Origin of the sequence: Methylobacterium soli (assembly GCF_008806385.1) — a bacterium.
In the GTDB taxonomy this organism is placed as follows: Bacteria; Pseudomonadota; Alphaproteobacteria; order Rhizobiales; family Beijerinckiaceae; genus Methylobacterium; species Methylobacterium soli.
On sequence record NZ_VZZK01000038.1, the window covers coordinates 25,734 to 51,862 of the forward strand.

22 protein-coding genes and 1 tRNA gene are annotated in these 26,129 nt (G+C 66.9%); 9 read left to right on the forward strand and 14 right to left on the reverse strand.

Translation table 11 applies throughout. The annotated features are described in order from the left end of the window. The first annotated feature begins 1 nt into the window (after position 1). Positions 2–769: a Bax inhibitor-1/YccA family protein gene (locus tag F6X53_RS26140; RefSeq protein WP_151003867.1), complete on the forward strand. Its 768-nt coding sequence runs from the start codon at positions 2–4 to the stop codon at positions 767–769. A gap of 136 nt (positions 770–905) precedes the next feature. On the opposite strand, the gene F6X53_RS26145 is transcribed toward F6X53_RS26140, so the two are convergent. Further along, positions 906–1,280, reverse strand: a complete 375-nt coding sequence (locus tag F6X53_RS26145) for a DUF2794 domain-containing protein (protein ID WP_151003869.1) — start codon at positions 1,278–1,280, stop codon at positions 906–908. Positions 1,281–1,621: 341 nt separating this feature from the next. Here F6X53_RS26145 and bluB point away from each other — a divergent pair, with 341 nt between their 5' ends. Further along, positions 1,622–2,281, forward strand: a complete 660-nt coding sequence (gene bluB, locus F6X53_RS26150; RefSeq protein WP_151003910.1) for a 5,6-dimethylbenzimidazole synthase — start codon at positions 1,622–1,624, stop codon at positions 2,279–2,281. A gap of 184 nt (positions 2,282–2,465) precedes the next feature. After that, positions 2,466–2,984: a L,D-transpeptidase gene (locus tag F6X53_RS26155; protein WP_151003871.1), complete on the forward strand. Its 519-nt coding sequence runs from the start codon at positions 2,466–2,468 to the stop codon at positions 2,982–2,984. A 72-nt stretch (positions 2,985–3,056) separates the two neighbouring features. On the opposite strand, the gene F6X53_RS26160 is transcribed toward F6X53_RS26155, so the two are convergent. Next, positions 3,057–3,368, reverse strand: coding sequence for a cupin domain-containing protein (locus tag F6X53_RS26160; protein ID WP_151003873.1), 312 nt, complete (start codon positions 3,366–3,368; stop codon positions 3,057–3,059). Between the two features lie 85 nt (positions 3,369–3,453). Beyond that, positions 3,454–3,684 carry a DUF1674 domain-containing protein gene (locus F6X53_RS26165; RefSeq protein ID WP_151003875.1) on the reverse strand — a complete coding sequence of 77 codons (231 nt, stop codon included), beginning with the start codon at positions 3,682–3,684 and terminating at the stop codon, positions 3,454–3,456. Positions 3,685–3,756: 72 nt separating this feature from the next. On the opposite strand from F6X53_RS26165, the gene F6X53_RS26170 reads away from it, so the two are divergent. Then, positions 3,757–5,127, forward strand: a complete 1,371-nt coding sequence (locus F6X53_RS26170) for an RsmB/NOP family class I SAM-dependent RNA methyltransferase (protein ID WP_151003877.1) — start codon at positions 3,757–3,759, stop codon at positions 5,125–5,127. Here F6X53_RS26170 and F6X53_RS26175 read toward each other — a convergent pair. Then, positions 5,124–5,351, reverse strand: coding sequence for a hypothetical protein (locus F6X53_RS26175; protein ID WP_151003879.1), 228 nt, complete (start codon positions 5,349–5,351; stop codon positions 5,124–5,126). The two genes, F6X53_RS26170 and F6X53_RS26175, sit on opposite strands and share 4 nt — an antisense overlap. Positions 5,352–5,668: 317 nt before the next feature. Here F6X53_RS26175 and F6X53_RS26180 point away from each other — a divergent pair, with 317 nt between their 5' ends. Next, the gene (locus F6X53_RS26180) at positions 5,669–7,411 is read left to right on the forward strand and encodes a heparinase II/III family protein (RefSeq protein WP_373876013.1); all 1,743 of its coding nucleotides are present in this window, start codon (positions 5,669–5,671) and stop codon (positions 7,409–7,411) included. A 125-nt stretch (positions 7,412–7,536) separates the two neighbouring features. Beyond that, complete coding sequence (purH, locus tag F6X53_RS26185) at positions 7,537–9,135, forward strand: bifunctional phosphoribosylaminoimidazolecarboxamide formyltransferase/IMP cyclohydrolase (RefSeq protein WP_151003884.1); 1,599 nt, start codon at positions 7,537–7,539, stop codon at positions 9,133–9,135. A gap of 89 nt (positions 9,136–9,224) precedes the next feature. Here the strand turns inward: purH and F6X53_RS26190 are convergent, their stop codons facing one another. From F6X53_RS26190 to F6X53_RS26200, 3 genes are all read right to left on the reverse strand, one after another. Continuing rightward, positions 9,225–10,979: an MFS transporter gene (locus F6X53_RS26190; protein WP_151003886.1), complete on the reverse strand. Its 1,755-nt coding sequence runs from the start codon at positions 10,977–10,979 to the stop codon at positions 9,225–9,227. Positions 10,980–11,587: 608 nt separating this feature from the next. Then, entirely contained in the window at positions 11,588–13,534 is a 1,947-nt protein-coding gene (gene acs, locus F6X53_RS26195; protein WP_151003888.1) for an acetate--CoA ligase, read from the reverse strand. Positions 13,535–14,139: 605 nt separating this feature from the next. Further along, positions 14,140–17,010, reverse strand: coding sequence for a sensor histidine kinase (locus tag F6X53_RS26200; RefSeq protein WP_151003890.1), 2,871 nt, complete (start codon positions 17,008–17,010; stop codon positions 14,140–14,142). A 205-nt stretch (positions 17,011–17,215) separates the two neighbouring features. Here F6X53_RS26200 and F6X53_RS26205 point away from each other — a divergent pair, with 205 nt between their 5' ends. Continuing rightward, positions 17,216–17,704, forward strand: a complete 489-nt coding sequence (locus tag F6X53_RS26205; RefSeq protein WP_151003892.1) for a phasin — start codon at positions 17,216–17,218, stop codon at positions 17,702–17,704. A gap of 159 nt (positions 17,705–17,863) precedes the next feature. Further along, positions 17,864–18,184 carry a hypothetical protein gene (locus tag F6X53_RS26210; RefSeq protein WP_151003894.1) on the forward strand — a complete coding sequence of 107 codons (321 nt, stop codon included), beginning with the start codon at positions 17,864–17,866 and terminating at the stop codon, positions 18,182–18,184. A 113-nt stretch (positions 18,185–18,297) separates the two neighbouring features. Here F6X53_RS26210 and F6X53_RS26215 read toward each other — a convergent pair whose 3' ends face one another. From F6X53_RS26215 to F6X53_RS26245, 7 genes are all read right to left on the reverse strand, one after another. Further along, positions 18,298–18,963 (reverse strand): L,D-transpeptidase, encoded by a 666-nt coding sequence (locus F6X53_RS26215; RefSeq protein ID WP_151003896.1) that lies wholly within the window; start codon positions 18,961–18,963, stop codon positions 18,298–18,300. Between the two features lie 186 nt (positions 18,964–19,149). Beyond that, entirely contained in the window at positions 19,150–19,968 is an 819-nt protein-coding gene (locus F6X53_RS26220; RefSeq protein ID WP_151003898.1) for a transglutaminase-like domain-containing protein, read from the reverse strand. Between the two features lie 132 nt (positions 19,969–20,100). Beyond that, positions 20,101–21,021, reverse strand: coding sequence for a transglutaminase family protein (locus F6X53_RS26225; protein WP_151003900.1), 921 nt, complete (start codon positions 21,019–21,021; stop codon positions 20,101–20,103). Between the two features lie 160 nt (positions 21,022–21,181). Then, the gene (locus F6X53_RS26230; protein WP_151003912.1) at positions 21,182–21,721 is read right to left on the reverse strand and encodes a response regulator; all 540 of its coding nucleotides are present in this window, start codon (positions 21,719–21,721) and stop codon (positions 21,182–21,184) included. Positions 21,722–21,958: 237 nt separating this feature from the next. Further along, entirely contained in the window at positions 21,959–23,116 is a 1,158-nt protein-coding gene (locus F6X53_RS26235) for a transglycosylase SLT domain-containing protein (protein WP_151003902.1), read from the reverse strand. A 309-nt stretch (positions 23,117–23,425) separates the two neighbouring features. After that, on the reverse strand, positions 23,426–23,644 hold the full coding sequence (locus tag F6X53_RS26240) for a hypothetical protein (protein ID WP_151003904.1): 219 nt from the start codon (positions 23,642–23,644) through the stop codon (positions 23,426–23,428). 282 nt (positions 23,645–23,926) lie between these two features. After that, positions 23,927–24,003 (reverse strand) — tRNA-His (locus F6X53_RS26245). Between the two features lie 133 nt (positions 24,004–24,136). Here F6X53_RS26245 and F6X53_RS26250 point away from each other — a divergent pair. Then, positions 24,137–25,987, forward strand: a complete 1,851-nt coding sequence (locus tag F6X53_RS26250) for a chloride channel protein (RefSeq protein WP_151003906.1) — start codon at positions 24,137–24,139, stop codon at positions 25,985–25,987. Positions 25,988–26,129 lie beyond the last annotated feature (142 nt).

Genomic DNA, 26,129 nt, shown 5'->3' on the forward strand with positions numbered 1-26,129 from the left:
CATGGCATTCGACAACTCTCCCTTCCGGTACGGCGCGCAAGCCCCCGGCTACGCGGGCACCCAGGTCGAGGTCGACCAGGGGCTGCGGGCCTTCATGCTCGGCGTCTACAACAACATGGTCGTCGGCCTCGGCATCTCGGGCCTCGTCGCGCTCGGGCTGAACATGGCCGCGACGGCGCAGACCGAGACGGGCCGGCTCGCCCTGACCCCGTTCGGTCAGATGCTCTACAACAGCCCCCTCAAATGGGTGCTCATGCTCGCCCCGCTGGCGTTCATTTTCGTCTTCTCGATGCGGATGGACCGAATGTCGGCCGCATCCGCGCGCCTGACCTTCTTCGCCTTCGCGGCGGTGATGGGCGCCTCGATGTCGACACTGCTCCTCGTGTTCACGGGGGCCAGCGTGGTTCGGGTGTTCTTCATCACGGCAGCGACATTCGGTGGCTTGAGCCTCTATGGCTACACCACCAAGCGTAGCCTGTCCGGCATGGGCTCGTTCCTGATCATGGGCCTGATCGGCCTGATCATCGCATCGCTGGTCAACATCTTCCTGCAGTCCTCCGGCCTGCAATGGGCGATCTCGCTCCTGGGCGTCGGCATCTTCGCCGGTCTGACCGCCTACGACACGCAGAAGCTGAAGGAGATGTATCTCTACGGCGGTGGCGACGGAGAGGTCGCGGCCAAGATGTCGGTGAACGGCGCGCTGACGCTCTATCTCGACTTCATCAACATGTTCCAGTTCATGCTCTCGCTGATGGGCGACCGCCGCTAAGCGACGACATCGTTTCGAGAAGAAAGGCCCCGGCGTCGAGCGCCGGGGCCTTTTTCTATGGCATGACCATCTGTGCGGGCTGCCCGGTTCAAGTCCAGGATCGTCGCCGACACCGCTGTGGAGCGCGTGAGCGGCGTCAGACGATCCGCAGCGGCTTCTCCAAAACGGCCAGCACCCGACCGAGATCGGTTCCACGCTTCAAGACAAGGCCGCTCGCCGCGACGACGGCGTAGGCGCCCTGTCGCCGGGCGAGTTTGGGATCCTTCTCGACCCGGTAGAGCGGCATCTCCGACGTCCGGCGATAGATCGAGAAGACCGCCTTGTCCCGGCGGAAATCGAGTGCGTAATCGCGCCACTCGCCGTCGGAAACCATGCGTCCGTAGAGATTGAAGATCGTCCGGAGTTCGTCGCGGTTGAAGGAAACTTGGGGACCTGGCGAAGAGGCCGGGAAGGGGACCACATGGGCCGCTGAATCATTCGGGCGGGGCTCGGCACTCGTCCTCTCGCTCATCGTCGCTCCATCGTCGGGCAGCTTCGGTTAGCCGAATGATGGGCCGCGCCGCGCCGGGTCGCAAGGGCGCTGTCTAGGGCACCACGGCCACGCCCCAGAAACAAACCACCACGGTTTTGCCGCTTTAGCGCCTTTCGCGAGCCTTGTTGCGACGACACAACAACTCCCGAACCTCGTTGGACAGTGTCCGGTTCGCGTCCGAAACCCGAGCTCCCCAGCCCTCGGACGCCGAGCCGCTACGCACCGACCGACATTCCAGAGGTTTCGAGACCCAAGGACTTCAGGCCGCCTCTTCGGAGCGGCCTTTTTTCTGCGCGCCCCGGCGGAACCGGCTAAGACACGTGCTTTCGTGTCCGGATCGTTGCTCTGTGCCCTCCTTCGACGATTGTTTCCGCGCAACGCTTGGCGACCTATTCGCATGGCGCCGGGATGTGCGGCGCTTTCGCCAAGATCCCGTCGACGAGGCGGCGTTGCGGGCCTGTCTCGCCCTTGCGAATCTCAGCCCCTCGGTGGGCAACAGTCATCCCTGGCGTTTCGTGCGCGTGTCCGATGCGGACCGGCGCGGCGCAATCCTGGCGAGTTTCGAGCGCTGCAACGCGGATGCGGGCACGCGCTACACGGACGCACGCCGCGAGCTCTATCGCCGCCTGAAGCTTGAAGGATTGCGTGAAGCCCCGGTGCATCTTGCGGTCTTTTGCGACGAGGCGACGGAATCCGGGCACGGGCTCGGACGCAGGACGATGCCTGAGATGCTGCGCTACTCCGTGGTGGGCGCGGTTCAGGGATTCTGGCTCGCCGCCCGGGCGTACGGGCTCGGCGTCGGCTGGGTCTCGATCTTGGAACCAGATCGCGTGAAGACCGTCCTGGAGGTCGCAGATGCATGGCACCTCGTCGCCTATCTATGCGTCGGCTACCCCGTCGAGGAACATCTCGACCCGGAACTTGAGCGTCACGGCTGGCAGGGGCGCAGCGAGGACGCATCGCGCTTGATCGAGCGCTGACGGCGATCAAGGTTACATTTTGGTTTGCGGAATGCGTGACCTTCGATCGAGGCGTTCTGCGCAGTTTTTACCGAAACAATCAGTCGTAGTGGGCAAATTCACCCGACACTCTGCTTCGACCGGAACAGCAACCTTCGCCGTGGATTATCGACATGCGTAAGGTCACGCTTTCGAGGACGATCCGATGTTCGGGCAGAAGGGATGGGGAGCAGTTGCCGCAGGGGCGGTGCTCGTCGGGTTGGGAGCGATCGCCCCCAGCCATGCGCGCGAGATGGTGCCCTTTCACGAGGGGTCGATTTCGCCGGGGTCGGTGGTGATCCGGATTTCCGAGCGGCGCCTCTACCTCGTCAACGGCGACGGCACAGCGATCCGATACCCGGTCGCGGTCGGGCGCCCCGGGAAGCAGTGGGTCGGTGCCACGCAGATCGACGGGAAATATGTTCAGCCCGCCTGGTCACCACCGCGCGAGGTCAAGCGTGACAATCCACGCATCCCGAATCTCATCGCCGGCGGCTCGCCGCGCAATCCCATGGGCGTGGCCGCCATGACGCTGGCGGGTGGTGAATACGCGATCCATGGAACGAACCGGCCGAGTTCGGTCGGCACTTACGCGTCCTACGGCTGCGTCCGCATGTACAATCAGGACATCGTCGATCTGTACGACCGCGTCTCCGTCGGCACACAGGTCTACATGATCCGCTGAGCCGCGGAGTCCGATGGCCTGCCGCTCGGCAGGCCATCGCAACAGCGTCGTCGATCGGGTAGCCGAGCCGCACTAGGAAGACGCGGGGGGAGCGGTGGCTTCGACAGCCGTGAAGGCCTCAAGAATCTTGTAGGTGTGCTCAGTTCCGGCCGGCACGAGCCAGGAATCGCCGGGCTCAAGCCTGACGGTCTCTCCGCTCAGCGTCAGTTCGGCCCGACCAGAGATGACATATCCTACGGTCTCGTAGGGCCGGCTCCCGCTCGGCTTGTGTTCGGTCGGGGGTTCGTCGCGCCACATCCGCATGGAGAGCCTCTCGCCGGCGGCGAGTTTGACTTCGCCCTGCGGTCCTGCCGGAGCCGCTTTGCTCGAGATTTTCGTTGTCATGGTCGGGTCTCCCTCATCTGCCTGACTGAGGGCCCAACAGCATTGCCGGGCGGACGTTCCTGCGTTGATCGATCGACGCCGGCGATCAGAAATCGACGGCGATGCCCTTCACCTCCCAATCATCGTAGCGCACCGGCTCCAGCCCGCCACGACCAAGCCGCTCGCCCTTCGCGGCAATCCCGGCGGCGTGCGCATCCACGGCGGCACGCCGTTCGGCGGCCTCGGCCAATGCCCGCTTGGCAGCAGGTGTCAAAGGACGCGCCGGTGATGCGGCAGCGGTCTCGACGGCGTCGCCAGGCTCGATCGGGTCTTGCATCGTGTCCGCTCAGGTGAAAGGGCATGGAGGTGATCCGGCATATCCGCCGGTGACCACGGGAAAGTATGTTTCATGGCGACACGCCGCAATGTGGGCGGCCAGGGTCCTGCCGTCGATGGCGATGTGGCGGGCCTCGCGGCTCGCAGGGTTGCGCAGAACGCGGTGGCCGATCTGATCGGGAAGAACCGTGCCTTCGCGCTCGAAGATGCTCTTGAGCAGGCGGGGCGGAACGCCCAACTCGAGCCGGCCGACGCGGCTCTGGCGCGCGCCATCGCGACGGTCACCTTCCGTCGCTTCGGCTTCCTGAAGCGTGCGCTGGCCGCGCGGCTGGCGCAGGGGCTGCCCGAGGAGCCGCGCCTTCTCGCGCTCCTTGCCACGGGCGCGGCTCAGATCGTCGATCTGAACGTGCCCGATCATGCCGCCGTCGACCTCGCTGTCCGGTTGGCCAAAGCCGATCCGCAAGCCCAGCACCTGGCCGGTCTGGTCAATGCCGTGCTGCGCCGAATCGTGCGCGAGCGGGACGCCGTCCTGGCTGAGGCGACGGACCCCTTGGAGAACAACACCCCGCTCTGGCTCGCGACGCGCTGGCGCGCGGCCTATGGGCCGGATCTGGCTCAGGCGATCGCGAGGGCACATCTGAGGGGCGCCGCGATCGATCTCAGCGTGCGCGGGGAGATGCAGGCCTGGGCCGAGCGCCTTGGGGCGGATCCCCTGCCGATCGGTTCTTTGCGCTTGCGCGATACGCGGACATCCGTCGTGGACCTGTCGGGCTACGCCGAGGGGGAATGGTGGGTGCAGGACGCGGCCGCCGCGATCCCGGCCCGGCTCCTCGATGTCGCGCCCGGCGAGCGCGTCGCCGACCTCTGCGCAGCACCGGGCGGCAAGACTGCCCAACTCGCCGCTCGCGGCGCACATGTCACCGCCATCGACCGCTCGGCGCCACGGCTGGAGCGCCTGCGGCAGAATCTGACCCGGCTCGGGCTGAGTGCGGATATCCAGGTTGGCGACGCGTTGAAGATGACGGGCGAGGGCACGTTCGATGCGGTGCTCCTCGATGCGCCGTGCTCGGCCACCGGCACGATCCGTCGGCATCCGGACGTCGCCTGGACAAAAGCCGAGCCCGATATCGCACGGCTCGCATCGCTCCAATCGCGCCTCCTCGACCGGGCCGCTCTCTTGGTGAGACCGGGGGGGCGGCTTCTCTACTGCACCTGTTCGCTCGAGCCGGAGGAAGGGGAGCAGCAGGTTGCTGCCTTCCTGGCGCGCAACGGCGATTACGAGCGCCTTCCGGTGATGCTGAACGAGGTCGGCGGGCTCGGCGAACTGATTGATCGGAACGGAGATCTCCGCACGCTCCCGGCCCATCTCGACGGCAACGGAGTGACGGAGCGCGGGGGTCTCGACGGGTTCTTCGCGACTCGGCTCAAGCGGCGCGCGGGTTAGAGGAGGCCGAGTTGCCCGCTTCCGTCGTCCCGCTCACGCCGTTTGGGCCGATCGCCGATGAGCACCCCGGCGCCCGAGACGGACGCCTTGAAGGCTGCGATGTCGGCATAGGCTTGGACCTGCGTCCGAAAGCGCGATGGTGAGCAGACCACGGCGCCGGAGCGGTCATCGGACAGGGTCCAGAACCACAGGCCCGTTGGGTCTTCGCTGAGGTCGAAACGCATGATCGTTCGGTGTCCCGGTGACGAACGCTGATCACGGTAACCGAGAGAAAGCCCTGACGGGTAAATGTCTTAGGTGGATCAAGAGATTGCCGGCTACGGGCCGCGATTCTGTCTTCGTTGTCCCCGCAATCACCGCTCTCCACATGCTCCGGACATCTGCCTTTGAGAGCACAACCGCGAACCGTCGGATCGAGCCGGTGGCGCAGGACCTGACCGGCACAATCATCCCCGCCCACTGGGCATATGCTTAACCGATGGTTAAGAGGCCCACTCTAGCTTCGTTCGCTGTGAAAACGGGCCGGGCGCATTCGGGCGCGATGGCCCGGCGGGGAGATTACGTGCGTTGGGGGCCTGATCGCTGGCGCTTGTATCGGCTCGTCGGACGCGAAATCGCGCGGTCGATGCGCGGTGCATCGGCACGGCTGACATCGTCGCCCGATATCCTCGCTCGTGTCCGGGTGACGGGCCTTGTCATCGCGCCTCAGGATCTGCGCACCAGCGATGCGACCTTCGCGGACGATATCTATTCCGGGCTCTTCGTCTTCGCCGGCCGTTCGCTCGCGGTGAGCGGACGCTCGCCGTTCGACTACACGCCGCCCTCGCCGGAATGGGCCGACATTCTCTACGGCTTCGGCTGGCTCAGGCACCTGCGTGCCGCCGACACGGCCCTTGCCCGTGCGAATGCCCGTGCTTTCGTCGCCGACTTCATGGCGGGCCGGGGCGATCCGAACCTTGCGCGCTCCACTCCGGTCGCCGCCCGGCGCCTGATCTCGTTCCTCAGCCAGTCGCCCTTGGTGCTGGAGGGGGCTGACCGAACCTTCTACCAGTCGTTCCTTAAGACCATCGGCAGATCCGCTCGCGAGTTGGAGCGGGAGCTCCGCAGGGGTTTGCCTCCGCAAGGGCGGCTGAGTGCGGCGGTGGCGCTCTGCTACGCTGGTCTGTGCTGTGAAGGGATCGAGCCGATCCTCCGGCGCGCGACCCGGATTCTCTCGCGGGAACTCGATCGACAGATCATGCCCGATGGCGGCCATCGCAGCCGCGATCCGCGTTTCGCCATGGAGCTGCTGCTCGATCTCCTGCCCCTGCGTCAGAGCTATCTGAGCCGCAGCGTCGACCCGCCAGAGGCGTTGCTCCGCGCCATCGACCGGATGCTGCCGCTCCTCAGACTCCTGCGCCACGCCGACGCGTCCTTAAGTCATTTCAACGGCATGGGGGCGACAGCCGCGGACCACCTCGCCACCCTCCTGGTCTATGACGGCACGATGGCGCAGCCGATGTCGCACGCGCCGAATTCAGGCTACGAGCGACTGGAGAGCGGACGGATCGTCGTGGTGGCCGATGTGGGTGCGCCACCTCCGCTGCCCTTTTCCCGCAACGCCGCGGCAGGCTGCCTCTCCTTCGAGATGTCGAGCGGCCCGCAGCGAATCGTCCTCAATTGCGGCCTGCCGGCGAGTGGGGCGGAGTTGCGACGCCTCGCACGCAGCACCACCGCACACTCGACGGCCACGATCGCCAACACCTCTTCCTGCCGCTTCCTCGTCGGCGGGGGCTGGTGGGGCGAACGCTTCGCCGCGGAATGGCTGTGCCGCCGCCTCGGCTCAGTCATTCTGCGCGGTCCCGGCGACGTGAAAGCGGAGCGCACCGATGCGGGGGAGGCCCGCATCCTGGCCGCCCGCCACGACGGATACGCCGAGGATTTCGGCATCGTGCATGAGCGCAGATGGCAGTTGTCGGGCGCTGCCGGACGGCTCGATGGCGAGGATGCGTTCGTGCGGACAGGCAAGGGCCGCCACAGGGCACAGGACGTCGCGATCCGCTTCCACCTCCATCCTGCCATCGTGGTTCGGGGCGAGGCCACCGACGACTTGACGCTGACGTCACCTCTCGGCGAGGTCTGGGAATTCCAAGCCGAGGGCGCCGCGATCGCGATCGAGGAAAGCGTCTACTTCGCAGGACTCTCGGGGGCGCGGCGCACTGATCAGATCGTGCTGCACCTGCGCGTCGAGGAGACCACCCAGGTGCGCTGGTCATTCGCGCGCCGGATGGGTCCGGGAGCCTGAGCCCGGGCCAACATCCGCACAAAGGGCTCTGGCCGTCGCCTCCTGGTCCACCCCACCCTGGCCCGCTTGCCCGGATTCATGTTACCGCGCCGGCGAAACCTCGCGATTGCCAGGACGAACGACTGATGCCCCATGACAAAGTGCGGGTGACCCGCGCGCTCCTTTCCGTTTCGGACAAAGCGGGCCTCGTCGATTTCGCCCGCGCCCTGAATGCGCGCGGCATCGATCTCGTCTCGACCGGCGGAACGCACCGGACCTTGAGCGAGGCGGGACTCCCGGTGACCGAGGTCGCGGACCTGACCGGCTTTCCGGAGATGATGGACGGGCGCGTCAAGACACTCCACCCGGCGGTGCATGGCGGCCTCCTGGCAATCCGGGACAACCCGGAGCACCAGGCGGCGCTCGCGGCGCACGGGATCGGAGCCATCGATCTCCTGGTCGTCAATCTCTACCCCTTCGAGGCGACGATCGCCGCAGGCAAGCCCTATGCGGAATGTGTGGAGAACATCGATGTCGGCGGGCCGGCGATGATCCGTGCAGCCGCCAAGAACCACGCCGATGTCGCGGTCGTCACCGATGTCTCGGATTATCAGGCACTCCTTTCCGAACTCGAGAGCGGCAGCGGTACGCTCTGCGGAGAAACGCGGCGGCGCTTGGCCCAGAAGGCGTACGCCCGCACGGCTGCCTACGACGCAGCCATCGCGAACTGGCTCGCCGGAGAGATCGGGGTGGCCGCCACGCCGGCCTACCGCGCCTTCGGGGGCAACCTCGCGCAGGGGCTCCGCTACGGCGAAAATCCGCACCAGCCGGCGGCCTTCTACAGAGCCCCCGGCATCGTGCGGGCCGGTGTGGCGAGCGCCCAGCAGCTCCAAGGCAAGGAACTTTCCTTCAACAACCTCAACGACACGGATGCGGCCTACGAATGCGTGGCGGAATTCGATCCCGTCAGGACGGCGGCGGTCGCGATCATCAAGCACGCCAATCCCTGCGGCGTCGCGGAGGGCAACGATCCGCTCGCCGCCTATGAACGGGCACTGACCTGCGATCCGACATCGGCATTTGGCGGAATCGTCGCGTTGAATCGCACCCTCGACGCGGAAGCCGCCCGCCGGATCGTCGAGATCTTCACGGAAGTGATCATCGCACCCGACGCGTCCGAGGAGGCGAGGGCGATCGTCGCGGCGAAAAAGAACCTTCGCCTTCTCATCGCCGGCAGCCTGCCGGACCCGCGCGCGCCGGGCGAGACTGTGCGCAGTCTCTCGGGCGGCCTGCTCGTGCAGGGTCGCGACAACGCGGTCGTCGACGACATGCCACTCAATGTCGTCACGAAACGCGCGCCGACGGAGCAGGAATACGCGGATCTGCGCTTTGCCTACCGGGTCGCCAAGCATGTGAAGTCGAATGCGATCGTCTACGCCAAGGATGGGGCGACGATCGGGATCGGGGCCGGGCAGATGTCGCGGGTCGATTCCTCGCGCATCGCGGCCTGGAAGGCCGCCGAGGGCGCCAAGCGCCTAGGCCTCTCCGAGAGCCTCGCTCTGGGCTCGGTCGTGGCCTCGGACGCATTCTTCCCCTTTGCGGACGGCCTCCTGACGGCAGTTGAAGCCGGCGCCACGGCCGTGATCCAACCCGGCGGCTCCATGCGCGACGACGACGTGATCCGCGCTGCCGACGAGGCCGGTCTCGCCATGGTCTTCACAGGGCACCGCCACTTCCGGCATTGAACCGGTTCACGGCGTTCTCCGCTTCGATGCATCAAAAGGAAAGGCCCCGCCGGTTGGCGGGGCCTTCTTGTTTCGCCGGGGCCTTGACGTCAGCGCGCGGGCTGGTCGTCGAAGGTGAAGATGTCGCGATCCTTGGTCTCGGGAATGAAGATGAGACCGATGACGAAGGTCACCAGGGCGATCACGATCGGGTACCAGAGACCGAAATAGATGTCGCCGGTCTGGGCCACCATCGCGAAGGCCGTTGCCGGCAACAGGCCGCCGAACCAGCCATTGCCGATGTGATAGGGCAAGGACATCGAGGTATAGCGGATACGGGTGGGGAACAGCTCCACCAGTGCGGCCGCGATCGGACCGTAGACCATCGTCACGTAGAGGACGAGAATGGTCAGGATACCGACCACCGCGAGCTTCTGGCCTGAGAAGATATCGATCGGGTTCGAGGCCTTGATGATGGTCGGGTTGTTCGCCGCAGGGTATCCGGCCTCGGTCAACGCCGCGGTGACGGACTTGGCGAAGGTCGCATCGGAGACCGGGAAGTCCTTGCCGGCGACGTTCACCACCGTCGGCGAACCGGCCGGTACCGCCTCGGTCCGGTAGGACACAGCGCTCCGGGCAAGAAGCGCCTTGGCGATATCACACTCCTTGGTGAACTTCGCCGTGCCGACCGGATTGAACTGGAACGAGCACTCCGCAGGGTTGGTCTTGACCACGACAGCCACGCGAGCCTGAGCTTCGTGGAGTGCCGGATTGGCGTTGGCGGTGAGCAGGTTGAACAGCGGGAAGTAGGTCAGGGCCGCGATCAGGCAGCCGCCGAGGATGATCGGCTTACGGCCGATCCGATCCGACAGGCTGCCGAAGAACAGGAACCCGCCGGTGCCCAGGATCAGCGACCAAGCAATCATGACGTTGGCCGTAAACTGATCGACCTTCAGGATGCTCTGGATGAAGAACAGGGCATAGAACTGACCCGTGTACCACACGACGGCCTGACCGGCTGTGAGGCCGAGCAGTGCGAGAAGTGCCCACTTGGCATTGCGCCATTGTCCGAAAGCCTCCGAGAGAGGAGCCTTCGACTGCGTGCCTTCCGCCTTCATCTTCTGGAAGGCCGGGCTTTCATGCATCTGAAGCCGGATCCAGACCGAAATAGCGAGAAGCGCGACGGAGACGAGGAACGGGATGCGCCAGCCCCAGACCTGGAAGGCCGTCAGCGTGGTGGTGGTGCCGTCAGCATTCGTCACGACGGTCGGCGCGTAGGCGCTGTTCACGTAGCCCTGCGTCGACAGGATGATGATCAGGGAGAGCAGAAGCCCGAGCGTCGCCGTCGTCTGAATGAAGGCCGTGTAGAACCCGCGTCGTCCGCGCGGAGCATGTTCGGCCACGTAGACCGCGGCGCCACCATACTCACCGCCGAGCGCGAGGCCCTGCAGCATGCGCAGGCCGAGCAGCGTCACCGGGGCGACCCAGCCGATACCGTAGGCATTGAGCGTCGTGTAGGAGGGCAGCAGACCGACGCAGAAGGTCGAGATACCCATGATGAGGATCGTGATGAGGAAGGTGTACTTCCGTCCGACCATGTCACCCAGGCGGCCGAACACCAGAGCGCCGAAGGGCCGGACGAGGAAGCCCGCCGCGAAGGCCAGCAACGCGAAGATGTTGCGCGTCGCCTCAGGATAGACCGAGAAGAATTGAGCGCCGATGATGGCAGCAAGAGATCCGTAGAGATAGAAATCATACCACTCGAAGACGGTGCCGAGCGACGATGCGAGGATCACTCGCTTTTCGCTGGACGTCATGGGTCTTGCCGCTTCATCCGCCCGCGGCACCGCGGTTCCCACTGTCATAATGGTTCCTCCACACGATTATGACCGGTCGCCGGAGGTCCCGGCGCCGGCTACGGATAGCGTCTGGACGCGATCCGGCCTGTTCTTGTTCAATCCTTCGGCCGAACTGGGCAGACCGTCCTGGTCATCTCCATGCTCGGATGGACACGCGACGCTAGCGCAAGTCAGGTCGGCACCCAAGTGGCGCCAGCGCGCAAAAACGACGTAGGTGTTATTAATGACAGGATTTGTATTCCAGTGCGGCTCAATAATGCTGGGTAGTCCAGCAGCACGCGCTGACACGTCTTGGCAGATTTAGCTCAATCGCTTCACACTGGTTCGAGACATCGCTCGCAGCCTTACGACAACGCTCGATGCCGCCCCTGTGTGCGATAAATTCACCGAACTGGAAGTCGAAATCTGAGACGTTATTGCGATCAGAAGTTAGGAGTGCGGTGATTCTCGAAAATCGGGCCACCATGTCCGGTCTTGAGCGCGCTGAGGCAAGCCTTGCGGAGACAATCGGGCTTCAGCCGAGGAGCCCGCCCGCCCAATCCTACGCGCAGGCTCCATTGATGTTGAAAGACCGGGCGCCGGCTCGTCACGCCCGGTCCTTGGACCCGTGCGGATCAGCGACGGTTCTGTCGATTCTCGATCAGATCATCCACCACTGCGGGCTCGGCGAGCGTCGAGGTGTCGCCGAGGGATGAGAACTCGTTCTCGGCGATCTTGCGCAGGATCCGGCGCATGATCTTGCCCGACCGAGTCTTGGGCAGCCCCGGAGCGAACTGGATCAGGTCCGGCGAGGCGATCGGCCCGATATCCTTGCGGACCCAAGCGACGAGCTCCTTGCGCAGCGCATCCGAACCTTCTTCACCCTCGTTGAGGGTGACGTAGGCGTAGATACCCTGACCCTTGAGGTCATGGGGGTAACCCACCACGGCAGCCTCAGCGACCTTCGCGTGAGCCACCAGAGAGGATTCGACCTCCGCCGTGCCCATCCGGTGGCCCGAGACGTTGATCACGTCGTCCACGCGACCGGTAATCCAGTAAAAGCCGTCCGCATCCCGGCGGCATCCGTCCCCGGTGAAATAGTTGCCCGGATAGGTCGAGAAATAGGTCTGCTCGAAGCGCTCGTGATCGCCGTAGACGGTCCGCATCTGGCCGGGCCAGGAATCCTTGATGCAGAGGTTGCCCTCACAGGGTCCCTCGAGCGTCTTGCCCTCGGCATCGACCACGATCGGCTGAACCCCGAAGAAGGGCCGTGTGGCGGAGCCCGGCTTGAGGTTCGTGGCACCCGGCAGAGGCGTGATCAGGATGCCGCCGGTCTCCGTCTGCCACCAGGTGTCGACGATGGGACAGCGCGAATCGCCAACGACCTTGAAGTACCAATCCCAGGCTTCCGGGTTGATCGGCTCACCCACGGAGCCGAGCACGCGAAGGGAGGCGCGCGAGGTCTTCTTCACCGGGCCCTCACCGCCGCCCATCAGGGAGCGGATGGCCGTCGGCGCGGTGTAGAAGATGTTGACGTTGTGCTTATCGATGACCTCCCAGAAGCGCGAATTGGAGGGATATGTCGGGATGCCTTCGAACATCAGGGTCGTCGCGCCGTTGGCGAGCGGACCATAGACGATGTAGCTGTGGCCCGTGACCCAGCCGACATCGGCCGTGCACCAGTAGACCTCCCCCTCGCGATAATCGAAGACGTATTGATGCGTCATCGAGGCGTAGACGAGGTAGCCGCCCGTTGTGTGGACGACGCCCTTCGGCTGCCCGGTGGAGCCTGACGTGTAGAGGATGAAGAGCGGGTGCTCGGCCTCGACCGCCTCGGCCGGGCATTCGTCGGTCACCTGCTCCGCGGCTTCGTCGTAATAGACATCGCGGCCCGGCTCCATCGGAACATCCGATCCGGTACGGCGCACGACGATGACGTGATCGACGACCTCCGTGCCGAGCCGCTGGATCGCCGCATCGACATTGGCCTTCAGCGCGACCTTGCGGCCACCGCGCAGACCTTCGTCGGCGGTGATCACCACCTTCGATGCACAACCTTCGATGCGGCCCGCGAGGGAATCCGGGGAGAAGCCGCCAAAGACGATGGAATGGATCGCTCCGAGCCGCGCGCAGGCGAGCATGGCGTAGGCCGCCTCCGGGATCATCGGAAGGTAGATCGTGACTCGATCCCCCTTCGAGACCCCGCGATTGCGCAGCACGTTCGCCATCCGGCACACTTGCGCGTGCAGTTCCCGATAGGTGATGTGCTTGGACTCGTTCGGGTCGTCGCCTTCCCAGATGATCGCGGTCTGATCGCCGCGGGTCTCGAGATGGCGATCGACGCAATTATACGCGACGTTGGTCCGGCCATCCTCGAACCACTTGATGGAGATGTTGCCCGGCTCGAAGCTCGTATTCTTCACCGTGGTGAAGGGCGTCATCCAATCGATGCGCCGGCCGTGCTCCGCCCAGAACGCCGCGGCATCGCCCACGGACGCCTTGTACATCTCGAGGTACCGGGCATTGTCGACATGTGCCCCTTGACGCCAGGCATCACGAACCTCGACTACCTTCTCGTCCATCACGCTTCTTCCCTGAGTGGTGCCCGATCGTATCGCGGTTTGCCCGCGCAGCCGAGACTTCCGAGACTTTTCTTAATCGCAGCCAGAACCTGACGGCAAGCGCTCGCCGATGTGGAACAACGGTTGAACGCAACGAATGGGTGCTATGCGTCACGCACCACCCCTGTCAAGGGAACTGGAGGACTGGAATTATCCTTCGGCGGTAATGCTTTGGCATGCCAAACCACAAGCCTCGCGACCAGCCGAGCGCGTCCCTCCGCCATAATCGAAAAGGGCTCAGGAACCGACCGGATTCCGTATCGTCGCCGAAAGTGGCATGGCGCCTTGAACAGATTCTCGCAGGGCCGCGTCCAGCTTCAGGACATCTCTGCTCATTTGCGGCATCGGTTCCGATGCAAAAAGTGACCCGGATCATCATCGAAGCCACCTCTCGTCGGAGAGGCCGTTCTTCCCGCAAGATACGCGCGAGCCGTTCTGACAGAGCGCTGCCTCTGTCTCAAAACCTGTGAGCCGCGGAGGCGCTGGCGATCTGGGTCTCCCGCCAAGCCACAAGCCACTCTGGCCACGTCCGTCTTCTCGGAAAGGTCGACAGAGGCAGGTTTCACTCAGGCGCTTCTCGCCTGTCGGGCCGCCGGAAACATCATCTCGACGAGTGTTCCTCCGTCCTTTCGGCTGGTGATCCGGAAGCGGCCGTAATTGGCTTCGACGAGCGCTTTCGTCAGCGGCAGGCCGAGACCTGTGCCGCCGCCCTTGCGTGGGCCGGAAACTGACACCTCGCGAAAGGGCTCGAGGGCTGCTTCGATCTCGTCGGTGGTCATGCCGATGCCTGTGTCGCGCACTCGCAACGCAACCTCGCCCCGCTCCGCGATTGTCGTGGAGACGATCACCTGACCGCCGGCCTCCGTGAACTTGATAGCGTTCGCGATGATGTTGAGTGCTGCCTGGCGCATCGACCGTTCATCGACCAACAGCATCGTCGCGTCGGCCGCAAAGCTCGTCCGAACGACGATTCGGTTGCGGGCCGCCTGCGGCTGAAGCAACGTCACGCAACTCGAAACGAGATCGTTGAGAGAGACAGGGCCGAAGGCCAGTTCGAACCGCCCAGCCTCGATCCGAGCGAGATCGACGAGATCATTGACCAGAGCGAGGACCTGCTCGCCCGAAGCATGGATGTCGCGCAGGTAATCCCGATAGCGATCCGTGCCGATCGGACCGAATTGCTCCTTGAGCATCACGTCGGCAAAACCCAGGATGCCGTTCATCGGCGTCCGAATCTCGTGGCTGACCTTCGCGAGAAAGTCCGCCTTCCAACTCCCCGCAACGTCAGCGGAGCCGCGCTCATTTTCGACCGGATCGACGGTGTTGAGGTCGGTCCCAAGGCCGCGCAAAATCGCGATCCGGCTTCCTTCCCCGTCGCTTCGCACGACGCGCAACGAGAGCCTCGGCGCTCCGGTCGCTCCGCGCACGGTGACTTCGCGCGCGGGGCCTCCCGGCGCCTGCAGACCAGCCCGCACCGCGATGACGCTGTCTGGATCGAACAATCCGATGAAATTGCTACCGACCACCTCGCGCGCCGCGCAATCGAGGAAGGCCGCTGCCGCCCGATTGACGGTCACGATCCGGTCGGCAGCATCGAGCGTCAGAACGCCGTCGTCGAGGGCATCGAGTGCGGTGCGCGCTTCGGCGGCGTGGGCTTCGCGGAACGTCTGCGCGACGCGCTCGGCCGCGAGTTGGCGGGCGGGATCGTCGCCACGGGTCTCCCGAATCAGGAGACCTTCCGCCGGCATTTCGTCCCATTCCACGGCAAACGCGGCCAGGTCGATCTCGCGGCTGCCACCATCGCGCGTCATGAGCGCGACGGGCCCGGTCGTCTGCCCAGCCATGTCGGCGGCAGGTCCGACGTGCAGACGCGGTGGCAGGCCCTTGAAGAGGACAGGCATGCCGCCTCGTGCCTCCAGATCGGCGAGGTCGCTGAAACCCGCAAGATCGAGGAGGGAGCGGTTGGCGTAGAGAATCGAGTCCCCGCGGGCGACGAGAAGCGCGACCGGCAAGCCGGCAAGGAGAGCCGCGACCTCGGTCCGGTTCGGCTCGGCGCTTCGGGCATCGATCGGGCGCGGCACCGGGAAGGGCATGACCGCTCCACCGGCTCCCCTTGTGGCTAGAGCCGCGTCCTGCGCCAGGAAAGGCTCGTCGCCCTCGAAGCGGGCACCGAGCGCACGCGCAATCTCACGGAAGGCTGCGTGCTCGTTGAGCGTGAGATCCGGTTGCGCATCCGCGATGGCGGCTTGCGCGTTCTCGCGCGCGCGATCGGCAGCTTCGATGACCGCCGCCGGAGCATCCCCTTCGTGCGACACAGGCTCCCGCTCGCGGCGGCGATTGGCCGGAATCGTTCGGCTTCCTGAGGTCCAGGTCAGCCCGAAGCGGGCCGCCGGCACAAGAGCGACAAGGGAAAGCGCCGCAAGGGTCAGGGCTGCAGGCGCCAAGGTGCTAGCCCGTACGGGAGCATCCTCTCCATCGGACCGAGGGGCAGGCTCGCTCGCATCTGCCGCCTGCTGATCGAGCGTTGCCATACCGAAAGAAATGAGGTCTGGCGCGTTTCGAGGCAATGCAGGTGGAGGACTCGGTACGGAGACCGCCCGAATCAGGCCAAAACCCGCATAGCCCGCGAAGGGCTGGCCAGCGCGTGCCCGAGGCGATCCAGACAGGTCAAGCTCGAACCGGTGCTGCCCTCCACCATCTACGAGAATGACCGGGATCGCCCGGAAGGTCTGGCGTTCGGCGATGGCGGTGAGCAAAGGCGCAGCTCCCGCGAGGTGGCCTTCAGCCGCCAGGGATTTCCAGCTTCGGCCGGCCAGCATTGTCCGAACCTTGTCAGCGCCTTTCCCGGAGATCTCCGCAACAATCTCGCGGTGGTCGGTACGCCAGACGAAGCGATCCCCCACGGCGGCCTCCGCCGAAGCAGGTTGCTGCAGGAGGGGCGGGGCAGGTGGCACATCCGTTTCCGCAGGCCGGACGGTGTTACGGCCGGCGTCATGCAGACTTGCGGCCCGGCCCTGTCGCAACGCCCGCGCGCGCAGACCGGGTGCCTTCTCCATCAAGACGACGAGCAACAAGGCGTCATCGCCGATCGCACGACGCGCCAGAAGGCACGTCGTCGGGGCGGCGATCCAGCGATCGTCGAGACGCAGGCGTGCGAGCCGAGGCCTGTCGGCAAAGTCGCCGAGCCGGTCGATCTGCGAGCTCAGCCACCCCGGTAGCGTCCGGTCGGCGTCCGAGGGTGTCAGCCCGGCGGCGAGGCCTCGGGCACCGGCTGAGGCGTGGAGGAGGCGTGTTCCGGCGTGCCCGAGCACGAGATAGGCGGCATCGGCATCCGTGAGGAGGTTCCGCAACTGGGAATCGTGCGCCCACAACTGCAACGCGGCATGAACCGCCTCGTGATCCTCCAAAATTGCAGCCTCAGCCCCGCCGTCGGTCATCCGGACCCGTATCGTTGAAAAAACTTCGTTACCGAGACCTTATTGTAGGCCGGACTGCCTCGTGGCGCTGGACACTTCAAGAGCCCGTCACACGTTTACGTCATGTCAACCTTAATGCCCCCGGCCAGGGTGGCATAGGCCGGCAGGTGTGTTATTGTGCAGCGCACAACGATGCATCAACACCGAAGAACGAGAGGAGACGAACATGAGCAATACCCCCAATTATGAGGTGCCGGGCGAGATGCGGGACTTCGCCGAGAAGAGCGTCGATCAGGCCCGTAAGGCGTTCGACAGCTTCATCGGTGCGGCGCGTCGCACGGCGGACACGGTTCAGGGTTCGGCCGAAGCCGCCCGGACCAATGCTCAAGACATCTCCTCCCGCGGGTTCGAGTATGCGGAGCAGAATGTGAACGCCGCTTTCGATCTCGCCCAGAAGCTCGTGCGCTCCCGCGACATTCAGGAAGCCATGCAGCATCAAGCCGAATTCGTGCGGACGCAGTTCGCAGCGATCCAGGCTCAGGCCAAGGAGTTCGGCGGTCTCGCCCAGACGGCGATTCAGCAGGGCGCCGAGAAGGCCAAGTCCGTGATGCAGGAGAGTGCCGACCACGCCCGCAAGGCGATGGATCAGGGCACCGATGCGGCTCGTCAGACCGCGCAGGACGCCGAGCAGGCTGCGCGCAACACCAATTCCTGAGGCGCGGCACGCCGGCCTCCGGCCGGCTCTGGCTGACGACACGAATGGCCCGTTCCGCAGAGCGCGGGGCGGGCCGTCTCGTTTTCGCCCGCATTGCCGGAAATGGCAGAGCCCGGCCCGCGCGAAGTGGGACCCCGGCATCCAAGAGGACGAATTGCCATGCGACCCGCCTATCGAATCGGCTTTGCCGCCGTGATCCTCGCCGGCGCGTTGGGATCGCAGACCGCGCATGCGCAGTATGACGACGAGGGTTACGATCGTCCGCCGCCGCGCCGAGGCTATTACGAAGAGCGGGCGCGTCCTGCCCCGAGGCGGGCAGCAGGACTGAATTGCGACGCAGTCCAGCAAGGACTGAGCGGTCCGCAGCCCTATTCCTGCCCGCTGCCCGGCCCCAGGCCGCTCGGCGCGCGCTGCTTCTGCGACCTGCCGATCGCCTCCTTCAGCACGCCGCAGACCGCCATCGGCCGGGTCGTTCCCTGAGGGGGCGTGGCTCGCATCGTGAATGACATGAAAAAGGCCGCTCCATCAGCAGGATGGCGCGGCCTTTTCATTCAGGCTCTCAACAAGAGCCCTCAAGTTTTGAAATCAGAAACTCAATTCATCACAACGACTTTGGCGCCGACCTTCACACGCTCGTAGAGGTCGGTGACATCGTCGTTGGTCATCCGGATGCAGCCCGAGGAGACCGCCTGCCCGATCGTGTCCGGCTCGTTGGAGCCGTGGATGCGATACTCGGTGTTGCCGATATACATGGCGCGGGCACCGAGCGGATTCTCGATTCCGCCAGCCATGTAGCGCGGCAGGTCGGGACGGCGGGCGATCATGGCGGCCGGCGGGGTCCAGGACGGCCACTCGCGCTTGGCCGTCACGGTCTTGACGCCCGACCAAGTAAATCCGGGCCGGCCGACGCCGACGCCGTAGCGAATGGCCTCGCCGTTCGGGAGCACGAAGTAGAGGCGGCGCTCGGCGGTGGAGACCACGATGGTGCCGGGCTTGTAGTTGGCGTTGAACTGCACGAGCTCGCGCGGGATCGGCTGGACCTGAGCTTGCGGCGCGGCCTGGACACCTTGTCCGTAGCCTTGCGGATAGTAGCCCTGGCTCGGGCTGCGCTGATAGCCGTAGGGCTGATCGTCGCCCGCGTAATAATCGTCGGCGCTGCTCGCGCCGAAGGGGTCGTAGGACGAGGCCGCCATCGCGGGGGACGCGGCAAGAACACAGACACCGAGGATGCCCGCGAATGCGCTAGCAAGGGTCTTCATCGTGGAGCCTACCTGTGCAGTAACCTTTGCTATACAAGCGTAAGCATAGGCTGGCGGTTCCACCGGCATCGAAGATTTTGGATCACCGCGCAGGACGGAAGGCCGAAACGCCCGCCGCAGTGCGGGAACGTACGGCCTCTAGGGCCTCGCCCATGGAACAAATCATGAGCGATTCCGCATTTTCGCTCAGGCGACCGCGTCGGTGTGCACGTCGAAGCGGGCGAGGTGGGTGAAACCGAAATTCGTCGTGATGGCGACGTCGGTGGCGTCCCGCCCGCGAGCCATCAGGATGCGGCCGATCCGCGGCGTGTTGTGGCGGGCATCGAAGGTGTACCAACGCGGCCCCTGAGGCCCGTCGAGATAGACCTCGAACCAGGCCGAGAAATCCATCGGGTCCGGCACCGGCGCGATGCCGATATCGCCGAGATAGCCGGTGCAGTAGCGGGCCGGGATGTTCATGCAGCGGCAGAAGGCGACGGCCAGATGCGCGAAGTCGCGGCAGACGCCGTGGCGCTGCATGAAGCCGTCCCAGGCGGTGCGGGTGGCGTCGGCGCGCTGATAGTCGAAGCGGATGCGCTCGTGGACGTAGTCGACGATGGCCTGGACCCGGGACCAGCCCTCGCGCGTGGTGCCGAACAGCGACCAGGCCGTCTCGGAGAGCTTGTCGGTGTCGCAGTAGCGGGAGCCGAGCAGGAAGACCAGGACCTCATCGGGCAGATCCTGGACGGCGATCTGTCGGGCATCCGGGGCGACCTCGTCGGGCCGGCCGCTATCCTGGACCGTGAAATCGGCCGAGATCGTCAGGCGCCCGGGCGGCGTGACGATGCGGGTGCAGATGTTGTCGAAGCCGTCGCGGAACGCCTGGCTCGGAATCGGCGGGTCGAAGTGGAGCTCAGAGGAGGTCAGCACGTCCGGCATGCGCGAGGGGTGCACGCTCAGCGCCAGGATCATCGGCGTCGGCTGCGGCGCCTCGAAGGCGATGTCGAACCCGGTCCTGATCTTCATGGCGGGCAACGCCTCTCTGGATGGGGAGCCCCTGCCGCGAGGCCGTCGCGCCGGGGACACCTCGTGGGCTTAGGCCGAGGATCCGTCGAGGGGCTCGGCCGGCGGGGTCGCGACGGCGCCGAATCTGGCGCGTCAGCGGGTCGGCAGCAAGGCGGGCGCACGGGAGCGCGCCTGCGCCGGATCGATCTCCACCACGTCGACCTCGACGCGCATGCCGAGGTCGTCGGCGGGAAATCCGAAGAAGGACCCGTGCAGCGGCACGGCCTGGCGGGCGTCGCGCGCCACCGCGACGCGGATCAGGTCGCGGTTGCCCACGATGCCGTTGGTGGGGTCGAACTCCACCCACCCCGCCCCGGGCAGGTAGACCTGCAGCCAGGCATGGGTCGAGCCGCCGCCCACGTGCCGCTCGCGGTCGCCGCGCGGGTTGTAGAGGTAGCCGGAGACGAACCGGGCCGCCATGCCGAGGGCCCGGACGCCTTCCATCATCAGCACCGCGAAGTCGCGGCAGCTACCGCGCCGGATCCGCAGGGTGGTGACGGGATCCTGCACGCCCTTCTCGCTGCGGGCGTGGTAGGTGAAGGTCTGCCGCACGCTGCGGGTGATGGCGGCCAGGAGCTCCTGGGTCGGGATGCGCCCCTCGGCCGGGATGAAGCTGCGGGCCCAGGCATCGACCTCGTGGCGCGGGTCGGGATACTGGCGCTCGATGGTCCGGATCAGGTCCGGCATGTCCTCGGCGCCGTAGCCGAAGGGATAATGGGTCGCGTGGGGCGCCAGGGGGAAGACCGGGATGTGCTCGGGGGTGTGGTCGAGGGTGATGCCGCAGGTGAAGCAGAGCGTCGTCGCCCGGCCCTCGAAGGTCGCCACCGCCACGCAATTGCCGAACACGTCGAACAGCCAGCGCAGGGATTTCGGCGGCGGCTCGATCGTCAGGCTGGTGTCGATCAGGCGCTGATCGTAGCTGTCCCGGGGCCGGAACATGATCCGGTGCTCCCCGAAGGCGACGGGCTGCCGGTAGCGGTAGGTCGTGACGTGGTGGACGGACAGGATCGGCAAGGGTCGGGCTCCGCCGCGGCCCGGCGCGGCAACGCAGCCCGGATGCAAGAGGCAGGCCCGTCGAGGATTGTGCCGGGGCGGGAATCGGGGCGGGGCCGCGGGAGCCTTGAGCGTCGTGCCGGAAGACCGGTGCCGGCCCTTGGAACCTGCCAGCCGGGGATCACCGCAGGGGCGGTTTTGGCGTGCAGGCCGCGCGCTCGGCCTCGACGAGGACGTCGAGGGCGCGCCAGGGTTTTGGGATGAACACGGCCTCGGCCGGCACCTCGGGGCGCGCCACCGGCTGCCCGGAGGTGATCACGAGGCGCGCCCGCGGCCACAGGGTGGAGACGGCGCGGGCGAGTTGCAGCCCGTCCATCTGCCCGGCGAGCCGCACATCCGCGAAGACGAGGGCCACCTCGCCGCCGCGGGCCTGCAGAACGTTGAGGGCCGCCTCGGCGCTGTCGCAGCCGATGACGCCGAGCTCGGTCTCCTCCAGGAGCGCCTCCGCGAGGGCGCGGACCTGTGGATCGTCCTCGACCACGAGGGCGAGGCGGTTGGTCCGTTCGCTCTCCTGGGGGGCGGGCGCGGCGCTGCCGGCGGCGTAATCGGTCTCCGATTGCCGAACCTGGCGAACGAGGCTCGCGAGATGCTCGGGAATGCCCTCGGCCACCAGAGCGTCGTAGAAGGACGCGAGGGTCTGGCCGATCTGGTCGAGGGGAATGCCGGGCGTCAGCGTCTCGGCCGGCCGCTTGCCGCGGCCGTCGATCTCCGATCCGTCATGCTTCGCGATCATCGAACGCTGCCCCCGATCTGCCCACCCGAACCCGCGCGGATGCGCGTTCGTCCCTGGAGAAAAGTCGGCAAGCGGCCGTCAGTTGCGCGCTGGCGGTGAAACGGTGCCGTTCCGCAACTCGGGCGGCCGCTCGTCGGCTGCCGGCTGTCAGTCGGCCCGTGGCCGTCAGTCGGCCGCCGCGTAGGCCATGACGCCCGAGACCGCCCGGACGTCGCGGTAGCGCGCGCCGCGGGCGCTCATCATCGCCTCGAACTTCTCGTGGACCTGGGCCACCGAGAGGCTCGCCGCCTTGCGGCGCCCGCGGCCCGCGGCGAAGAAGATGGAACGGTTCGCCCGGGCCGGGCCGGGCAGCAGCTGCGCCGCGGCGGCCTTGGGCTTGTCCACGACCTTGGCGAGGAACGCCTCGGCATCGTCGGGCCCGAGGAAGTGGGCGAGGTAGACCTCGCCGAGGGAGAGCTCCCGCCCGATCCGCAGGGCGATGCGGCCAGCGTCGCGCTTCAGCATCTCGCCGGCCATCAGGGCCGAGAGATAGGGGTCGCGGCGCAATTCGAGGATGCGGGCGCGCTCGGACGGGTCGCTGACCGAGGGCTTGTCGTTGGGGTCGTTGACGACGAGGGCCGCGTCCTGGGCGAGGCCGTACTTGCCGCCGAAATCCCGCACCACGCCGAGCCAGGTGCGCTCGATGAACTGGTAGAGGCCGGTGGCCGAGGAGGTCTTGGCCTGAACGGCGGTGATGAAGCTCGATTCCTTGTCGGCCACCGCCATCAGCAGCACCGGATCGGTCTGAACGGCCTGGGCCGCCTTGACGATGGTCTGGACCAGGTGGCGGCGGATCTTCATCGGCCCGAATTCGATGATGTCGTTCGGGTCGCCGACCGCGCTCTCGGACAGGAGGAAATCGTAGGAGACCCGGTCGACCGCGTTGGAGCCGAGTTCGGTGTCGAGGTCGTGGACCGGCGCGAAGGCGGCCGAGGCCGTCAGCACGGCGGGGGGCGGGGCGAGGATCGGCACGGCGCTGGTCTGGACCCGGGGGCGGGGCATCACCAGCTCGGTGGCGGCCTGGGCGGAGGGCACCGCCTGCTCCAGCCCGATCTTGCCGAGCTCGACGCCCGACCCGATCAGCACCGCGCTGAGGCCGCCCGCGAGCAGCGACATGGACAGGATCGAGCGGGTGAGGGCAGGGCGGCTGCCGTGCTGGCGCCCGACCTTCGGGGTGACCGTGAGGGCGTCGTTGCGAGGCGCCGAATGACGAGCGGCCGGTCCCGCGCCGAAGCGCGCGGCGGCGGAAGCGTTCCGAGACGACCCTACGGTGCGACCCTGCATCTGTGACCCGAAGCCCCTTCACGCGCCGTTAACGACGCCGACGAGCCCGTTGTATCTTGACAGATGTGGCGACAACACGGCCGAGGTTGTGGCCTCCGCGTGACGGTTGTGGGCAAAATGCGGCGCCCGCTTCGGCGCCCGCGTGGTGTCACCCCGGCGCGACAGCGCGCCGATTCTCTCGGGGCCCGAGAACCGGGCCGGCGCAGCGCCGGATCCACCACGTGTTGTCAGGATCGCGCAGTCTTTCCGGCGGCGTTTGCTCGCTCCGCGATCACCCCGTCCGCCGGGTCTCGGCTCGGCGCCCCCGTCTCAGGCGGCGAGCTCGACGATCGGCGCGGGCGTCGGCGCGGGCGCCGGCGCGGCCGGCTCCGCATACGCGATGCCGCGGGCATAGATGATGGAGACGATCCGCCAGAAATCGGGCCGCTGGTCCTCGGGCAGCCGGGCCAGGCGCGCATCGATCGCGTCCCGCGCGGCGCGCGCCGACGCCTCGACCTCCGTGACCGCAATCTCGAGCGACATCGACATGCGACGATCCTCCCGCGCCGGCAACCTTAACCAGCCCTACGAGAACTGCGCACCGGCGTCATTCGATCCCGCAATGCGGTAGGTCCCGAACGCACGAAGCCTCGTGCACCGCCATCGGATTCGGCCCCTGCCGATCCGCTATCAGGATCACGCGCGCGGCGGCCGGTGATGGGCAACGATCCGGACACGGCGTCGGCTGCCGCACAGGAAGGACTGCGCGCGAAAAAGGGCCGGCAGGCGGCCGACCCTTCGGACAATTCCGGAACGCGCGCGAAAACGCGATGGTACCACCGCCCCGGCTCGAACGGGGGACCCCCAGATCCACAATCTGGTGCTCTAACCAACTGAGCTACGGCGGCACTGGGGCGGGGTTTATCGCGGGGCCGCCGGCATTTCAAGCGTCCTCTCGCACCCGATCGCGCCGCTGTGGACGGCCGCGCCGGTGGGGCCGTAAGGATGGCGGGTGAGTTCGTATCCGCCGTACCGCCGCCGATGACGCCGACCCGCGCGACGCCGCGCCGCCGCCTGGCCGGACGCACGCTGATCCAGGCGCCCGGCCGGCTCAGGTCCCTCGTGCGCGCGAGCGAGAGCGGGCTCGTGCTGCTCGCGGCCCTCACGGGCTGCCTCGCGGGGGTCGCGATCTCGGGCATGGGCTACGTCACGCAGGCCCTGCGCGAGGCGATCTATCGGCTGCCCGCCGGCATCCGTCTCAGCGCGAGCGACGCGGTCTCGCCTCTGGCCCTCCTGCTCGGCCCGGCCTTCGGGGGCGTTCTGCTGGGGCTCCTGATCTTCGCGGCCGGGCGCTGGCGCGGGCGCCGCAAACGCCCGGTGATCGACCCGATCGAGGCCAACGCGCTGCATGGGGGGCGGATGTCGCTGCGCGATTCCGTCTACGTCTCGGTCCAGAACGTGATCTCGAATGGCAGCGGCGCCTCGGTGGGGCTGGAGGCCGGCTACACCCAGATCTCGGCCGGGATCGCCTCGCGGCTCGGCATCGCCTTCGAGATGCGGCGGGGGGACCTGCGCACCCTCGTCGGCTGCGGCTCGGCCGCCGCGATCGCGGCCGCCTTCGGGGCGCCGCTGACGGGCGCGTTCTACGCGTTCGAGCTCATCATCGGCACCTACACGATCGCCACCCTGACGCCGGTGGTGGTGGCCGCGCTCTGCGGCAGCGTGGTGGCGCGCGCCCTGTTGCCGACGCCGCCGCTGGTCGAGATCGAGGGGATCCGGGCGATCACCACCTCGACGCTGACCAGCGCCGACACCCTGCCGAGCCTCGCCCTCGGCCTCGTCTGCGCGCTGCTCGGCATCCTGATCATGCGGGGCGTGACGCTCGTGGAGCAGGGGGTTGCGGCGAGCCGCCTGCCGCGGGTGGCGGGTCCGGCGCTCGGCGGCCTCTGCGTCGGCGCCCTGGCGCTCGCGGCCTCGCCGCAGGTTCTCTCGAGCGGGCACGGCGCGCTCCACCTGCTCCTCGGCGCGCAGGAGCTGCATCCCGGGGCGGGCGCCCTCGCGGTGCTGTTCGCCGCCAAGGCCACCGCCTCGGCGATCTCGATCGGCGCGGGCTTCCGGGGCGGCCTGTTCTTCGCTTCGCTCTTCCTCGGGGCGATCGCCGGCAAGCTCTTCGCCGCCCTCGCGCCCGAGATCGCGCCCGGCATCGCGGTGTTCGGGCTGACGCCGCTCGCCTACGCGGTGATCGGCATGAGCGCCCTGGCCGTCGCGGTGATCGGCGGCCCGCTCACCATGACGTTCCTGGCGCTCGAGCTGACCGGGAGCTTCCCGGTGACCGGCCTCGTGCTGGTGGCGGTGATCGCTTCCTCGCTCACCGTGCGCAAGACCTTCGGGTATTCCTTCGCCACCTGGCGTTTCCACCTGCGCGGGGAGAGCATCCGCTCCGCCCACGATGTCGGCTGGATCCGCAACCTCACGGTGGGGCGGCTGATGCGCAAGGACGTGCGGCCGGTGCCCCTCGATACCACGATGGCGACCTTCCTCAGGGCGCATCCCCTCGGCTCGCCCTCGCGGGTGATCGTGGTCGACGGGCAGGACCGCTATGCCGGCATCGTGCTGGTGCCGGAGGCGCACGCGGCGACGCGGGAGGCCGAGAGCGGCGCGGAGCCGCGCCTCGCCGACGTGCTGCGCTACCCGAAGGACTTCCTGACCGCCGAGATGAACGCCAAGCAGGCCTCGGCCGCCTTCGACCGGGCCGAGAGCGAGGCGCTGGCGGTTGTCGACGGCGAGGCCGACCGCCGGGTGATCGGCCTCCTGACCGAGAGCCACACGCTCAAGCGCTACAGCGAGGAGCTCGACCGCCAGCGCCAGGCCATGGTGGGGGAGGCGGTGTGAGGCCGGGGCTCAGCGCGGACGGCGGCCGACGCTGACGACGTTGACCTCGCGGGCCTTGCGCTCGGGCAGGGTGTCTCGGACGAGGGCCACGATGGCGTCGGCGTCGAGGCCGGCCTCGGCATACATGCGCTCGGGGGTGTCG

Coding starts and splice junctions, on each gene's coding strand:
- F6X53_RS26140 (WP_151003867.1), top strand. CDS start 2: ATGGCATTCGACAACTCTCCCTTCCGGTACGGCGCGCAAGCCCCCGGC.
- F6X53_RS26145 (WP_151003869.1), bottom strand. CDS start 1,280: ATGAGCGAGAGGACGAGTGCCGAGCCCCGCCCGAATGATTCAGCGGCC.
- F6X53_RS26155 (WP_151003871.1), top strand. CDS start 2,466: ATGTTCGGGCAGAAGGGATGGGGAGCAGTTGCCGCAGGGGCGGTGCTC.
- F6X53_RS26160 (WP_151003873.1), bottom strand. CDS start 3,368: ATGACAACGAAAATCTCGAGCAAAGCGGCTCCGGCAGGACCGCAGGGC.
- F6X53_RS26165 (WP_151003875.1), bottom strand. CDS start 3,684: ATGCAAGACCCGATCGAGCCTGGCGACGCCGTCGAGACCGCTGCCGCA.
- F6X53_RS26170 (WP_151003877.1), top strand. CDS start 3,757: ATGGCGACACGCCGCAATGTGGGCGGCCAGGGTCCTGCCGTCGATGGC.
- F6X53_RS26175 (WP_151003879.1), bottom strand. CDS start 5,351: ATGCGTTTCGACCTCAGCGAAGACCCAACGGGCCTGTGGTTCTGGACC.
- F6X53_RS26180 (WP_373876013.1), top strand. CDS start 5,669: ATGGCCCGGCGGGGAGATTACGTGCGTTGGGGGCCTGATCGCTGGCGC.
- purH (WP_151003884.1), top strand. CDS start 7,537: ATGCCCCATGACAAAGTGCGGGTGACCCGCGCGCTCCTTTCCGTTTCG.
- F6X53_RS26190 (WP_151003886.1), bottom strand. CDS start 10,979: ATGACAGTGGGAACCGCGGTGCCGCGGGCGGATGAAGCGGCAAGACCC.
- acs (WP_151003888.1), bottom strand. CDS start 13,534: ATGGACGAGAAGGTAGTCGAGGTTCGTGATGCCTGGCGTCAAGGGGCA.
- F6X53_RS26200 (WP_151003890.1), bottom strand. CDS start 17,010: ATGACCGACGGCGGGGCTGAGGCTGCAATTTTGGAGGATCACGAGGCG.
- F6X53_RS26205 (WP_151003892.1), top strand. CDS start 17,216: ATGAGCAATACCCCCAATTATGAGGTGCCGGGCGAGATGCGGGACTTC.
- F6X53_RS26210 (WP_151003894.1), top strand. CDS start 17,864: ATGCGACCCGCCTATCGAATCGGCTTTGCCGCCGTGATCCTCGCCGGC.
- F6X53_RS26215 (WP_151003896.1), bottom strand. CDS start 18,963: ATGAAGACCCTTGCTAGCGCATTCGCGGGCATCCTCGGTGTCTGTGTT.
- F6X53_RS26220 (WP_151003898.1), bottom strand. CDS start 19,968: ATGAAGATCAGGACCGGGTTCGACATCGCCTTCGAGGCGCCGCAGCCG.
- F6X53_RS26235 (WP_151003902.1), bottom strand. CDS start 23,116: ATGCAGGGTCGCACCGTAGGGTCGTCTCGGAACGCTTCCGCCGCCGCG.
- F6X53_RS26240 (WP_151003904.1), bottom strand. CDS start 23,644: ATGTCGATGTCGCTCGAGATTGCGGTCACGGAGGTCGAGGCGTCGGCG.
- F6X53_RS26250 (WP_151003906.1), top strand. CDS start 24,137: ATGACGCCGACCCGCGCGACGCCGCGCCGCCGCCTGGCCGGACGCACG.